This is a genomic window from Nostoc cf. edaphicum LEGE 07299, from assembly GCF_015207245.1.
Lineage (GTDB): Bacteria > Cyanobacteriota > Cyanobacteriia > Cyanobacteriales > Nostocaceae > Nostoc > Nostoc edaphicum_B.
Window position 1 is genome coordinate 1 of the sequence record NZ_JADEXF010000710.1, and the last position, 3366, is coordinate 3366.

General features: G+C 50.4%; 3 protein-coding genes and 1 pseudogene. All 4 read left to right on the forward strand.

All coding sequences use genetic code 11. The annotated features are described in order from the left end of the window. Positions 1-608, forward strand: a 608-nt coding sequence (locus tag IQ229_RS19355; protein WP_194046532.1) for an AraC family transcriptional regulator, incomplete at its 5' end; no start/stop codon positions are given. A gap of 360 nt (positions 609-968) precedes the next feature. Further along, complete coding sequence (locus IQ229_RS19360) at positions 969-2027, forward strand: hypothetical protein (RefSeq protein ID WP_228013574.1); 1059 nt, start codon at positions 969-971, stop codon at positions 2025-2027. 60 nt (positions 2028-2087) lie between these two features. Then, a pseudogene (locus tag IQ229_RS24935) lies at positions 2088-2279 on the forward strand (TetR/AcrR family transcriptional regulator); the annotation flags it as partial. Positions 2280-2350: 71 nt separating this feature from the next. Then, entirely contained in the window at positions 2351-3085 is a 735-nt protein-coding gene (locus IQ229_RS19365; protein WP_194046534.1) for an SDR family oxidoreductase, read from the forward strand. The last annotated feature ends 281 nt before the right edge of the window (positions 3086-3366 follow it).

The following is a 3366-nucleotide window of genomic DNA, read 5'->3' on the forward strand; positions in this document are numbered from 1 at the left end:
GGTGTTGTCCAGGAAGTGAGGCTGTCCAAACGGAACTCAACATTCATTTACAGCCAAAGCTGGTCGAACAAGTTGCCCAAGTGTCTCAAATCAATACAGCACGGGTTAATTTGGTCAACCATTTCGGTCAGCAAGACTTGAATCTTCAGCAGATTGCCATGCTACTTTTAGCTGAGGTGAAATCAGGTGGCATGATGGGGCGATTATATGTTGAATCCTTGTCTCAAGCATTAATCATCCATCTGTTGCGGCATTATTCTGAGGATGCACCAATCATTGCACCTGAGAATAGAAGCTTAACTCATATCCAGTTGCAGCAAGCGCTCGACTACATTCACACTCATCTAGATCAAGATTTGTCACTGGTTGAACTAGCAAATGTCGTTAATATCAGCCCCACTTACTTTGCCAGTTTGTTTAAACAAACAATTAAAATTTCGCCGCATCAGTATGTGATTCAACAGCGGGTGGAACAAGCAAAAGTGATGCTGTCGAAAACGGACTTGGCGATCGCGGACATTGCCTTACAAGTCGGCTTCTCCAGCCAAAGCCATTTGACGCAACAGTTTAAGCGCCTGACTGGAATGACCCCCAAGCAGGTTCGTTAACCTCATAAGAATCTGACAAATCATTGTAAGAATCTGAAAGAAGTTGAGCGTTAGCACTCATTACACTCAAGTTAGATCAGACGAGAATCCAATGCAGCTTGCACTCCTGCCTAGATTTCTCACCGTACCTCTCAAAGCCTGCGCTTGTGCAGGGGTGCAGGGGAGAGTTCAATGTGCCTTGTTCTTTCCCCTCTGCCCCTCTGCCCCAGACCTCTGCTCCATCAAAGCAGGGAAGCTTGTGAGAAATGCGGGTCCTAATACAACAACATGATTGGTAAGCGATCGCAGCAAACAGGTAAAACGCCAACAGCTTGCAAAGGTACGCTCGATTGTATATTTCATTCACTCATTTATTGCATTATGAAAACCAAAGAACCAACCATTGTTTTTGACCAAGAACGCGCTTCTAACTTGATGACAACAGCACAGGTACTTTTCGCCGGGGGATCGGGCGTCGTGGGACGCGCCGCCGTCAGGTGGTTCCGTCAGAGGCATCCCGGCATTCCAGTGCTCATCGGAGGGCGGAACCTGCAAGCGGCAGGCGAAGTTGCCCAGGAGGTGGGTGCTGCCGAAGCCGTTGCCATAGATATTGATAAGCCCCGCTTAGGCCTCGGTGATGACGTCGCCGTAGCTGCCGTGGTGATGTTGGCTCCCGAAGCTGGGCTTAAAGGCATGAGCTACGCGCAGGACTTGGGCGTCCCTTACCTGAACATCAACGCTGCCCTCACCGAAAGCGGCCCCGAATTAGCACTGTTCGCGCATCGTGCGACCGCAGCACCCGTCGTGCTTGCCAGTCATTGGATGGCCGGTGCGGCCACGTTTCTGGCACTCAACAGTGCCAAAGGCTTCGAGATCGTCCAATCCATCAGGCTCGGCGCAATCGTCGACGAGAAGGATACAGTCGGTCCAGCGGCGCTCGAAGACATGGAGCGGGTACACGGGGCTGCTCCCCCGGCAATGGTATTCGAGGGTGGGCGGCGCGTATGGCTGTTCGGCGACGCCGCAAAGGGCAAGTTTGAATCAGTCGACGGTCGATCGCTCAATGCCACCGCATTTTCCACGTTCGATACCGTGAGTCTCCATGCCGCCACTGGGGCGCCGGATGTACGCTTCGACCTGGTGAATGGTGAATCGTCCAGCCGCCGCCGGGGCGGTGAGGCGGCGACCGAGATCGTCGTCGAGATCGAGGGCGAGGCCGATGGTCGAACGAAGCGTTCGCGATCGATGCTGGAGTTCAAGCATGGCACAGCCTCACTCACGGGTCTGAGCGTCGTTCTTTCTCTCGCGTCGGTATTGGGATTCAACGACCGTTCTCCTGCCCGCCCTGGGCTTTACCTACCCGAACTACTCTCGGATACCAAATGGTTCCTGGATGAACTCCGCAGTGCGGGAGTGACTATCTACGAAGACTCTAAGTGAATGGCACTAAGAAAAGCGGAAAGCCTTATCAATTAAGCTGTTTGCAACTTACAACAGGTAGAAGATGTCTTTACGGCAGCTCTGACTCGCGCCCAAGCAATAGGAGAACTAAGTCCCGCGACCAATCCGCGAAATCTAGCTCGTTTATTACTCTGTACGACTCAAGGCATGGCGCTGCTCAGTCGTGTGATGGAGAATAACACAACATTAGAAGGAGCAGTGGAAGCCGCAGTCTCCCTTCTAGAGAGCTAATATTTTTTTGCCTTAACTTAGACCGATTGTTCAAAGTTTTGACTCACTGTAAACTCAACAGGAAAATTCAGATGAACTACGATATCAAAGACAAAATTGTTCTAGTTACAGGCGCAAACCGTGGCATTGGCAAGGCACTGGTTGAATCCTTTATTGAACGCGGAGCTACCAAAATCTATGCCGCTGTGCGAAAGCTAGAGAGTGCCTCTCTACTGGTAGAAAAATATGGCGATCAGGTTGTTCCAATTCGGATTGATTTAAACGATCCCCAGTCTATTGTGACTGCTGCTCAAGTCGCCAAGGACGTGCAGATGGTGGTTAACAATGCAGGAGTTTCTAGTGGCTCTACTCCTCTGGCTGAAGACGCGATCGCATCTCTCGAATTCCATATGAACAGTAATGTATATGGATTGATGCGGATGGCGCAGGCATTTGCCCCGGTGCTAAAAGCCAATAAAGGAGGTGTCTTTGCCCAGATCAACTCGGTTGTTTCCCTAAAGGCATTCCCTAGCTTTGCAACCTACTCGGCTTCAAAAGCTTCTGCCTATTCGATTACGCAGTCATTACGGGAGATGTTGAGCGAGCAGGGTACAATTGTTTTGAGCGTTCACCCTGGTCCAATTGCTACGGATATGGCTGATGCAGCAGGATTGACTGAAGTTGCAGAGCCGCCTAAGTTAGTCGCCGAAGCGATAATTGAAGCACTGAAAAATGGTGAGTTTCATGTCTTTCCTGCTTCAGTCGCAAGGCAAATTGGCAGCGCGTATGAGAGCTTTGCATCCAATCCGTCTTTAGCACTTCGATAAAGAGCTTTCGATATTGTGCTAGGCAATAGACCGATTGAAAATAGTCACTAAAATGGCTAAAAAATCTACGCAGCGTGCTTACGAGCTACGCAACCAGTGAAGATAAAACCTTGTAAACTTTGGTGTAGCAGCATTTTCAGGGCTGCTGGAGTGACGATCCCGCGAAAGCAGATTGTGATCAAGAAACTGCTGGCGAAGTTTCCGCAGTGGGGGGTTGTGGCGGCGGATGGTGGGCTGGTGAAGTGGGATGAGTAGCGTTTATCGTAGTTTGAGGGCTATGT

What these genes read in the sequence shown, in the direction of transcription:
- IQ229_RS19360 (WP_228013574.1), top strand. Translation starts at nt 969, where the DNA reads ATGAAAACCAAAGAACCAACCATTGTTTTTGACCAAGAACGCGCTTCT.
- IQ229_RS19365 (WP_194046534.1), top strand. Translation starts at nt 2,351, where the DNA reads ATGAACTACGATATCAAAGACAAAATTGTTCTAGTTACAGGCGCAAAC.